1 rRNA gene is annotated in these 809 nt (G+C 49.4%); it reads left to right on the forward strand.

Annotated features, from left to right (window positions below):
• Window positions 1-129 precede the first annotated feature (129 nt).
• Window positions 130-809, forward strand: a 23S ribosomal RNA gene (locus tag B9Y59_RS00005); the annotation flags it as partial.

The following is an 809-nucleotide window of genomic DNA, read 5'->3' on the forward strand; positions in this document are numbered from 1 at the left end:
CGAGCGAAACAGACTATGTCCGTACATTGAAAACTGAATAAAGAAGCAGATAGAACGAGAAAAAGAACTTTGTAAAGTTTCGATTTTAAGTGAAATCTACAATTTCAAGAAGAACCAAGAGAAACACATGGTCAAGCTACAAAGAGCGCAAGGGGAATGCCTTGGCACTGAGAGCCGAAGAAGGACGCGACTAACTGCGATAAGCCACGGGGAGCCGTAAGTGGGCGCTATATCCGTGGATTTCCGAATGGAGCAATCCGGCTGGAGTCATGTCCAGTCATCGTACACTGAATCCATAGGTGTACGAGGGGAACCGCCTGAACTGAAACATCTAAGTAGGGCGAGGAAGAGAAATCAACCGAGATTCCGCTAGTAGTGGCGAGCGAACGCGGAAGAGGCCAAACCAGAGGTAGCAATACCTTTGGGGTTCGGACAGCAATATGTATGCAGCGATCTAGCAGAATGGTTTGGGAAAGCCAACGAAACAGTGTGAGAGTCACGTATGCGAAAGGTCAAAGCGACTAGCTGTATCCAGAGTACCGCCGGACACGTGAAACCCGGTGGGAAGACGGGGGGACCACCCTCCAAGCCTAAATACTACTCAGTGACCGATAGTGTAGAGTACTGTGAAGGAAAGGTGAAAAGGACCCCGGAAGGGGAGTGAAATAGAACCTGAAACCTTGTGCTTACAAGCACCGAGAGCTCATCAAAGAGTGATCGGGTACCTTTTGTAGAATGGTCCGGCGAGTGTGTGTAACTGGCAAGGTTAAGGACTTCAGGTCTGGAGCCGCAGCGAGAGCAAGTCTGAA

It is taken from the genome of Anaeromassilibacillus sp. Marseille-P3371 (assembly GCF_900169665.1).
Taxonomy (GTDB): Bacteria; Bacillota; Clostridia; order Oscillospirales; family Acutalibacteraceae; genus Anaeromassilibacillus.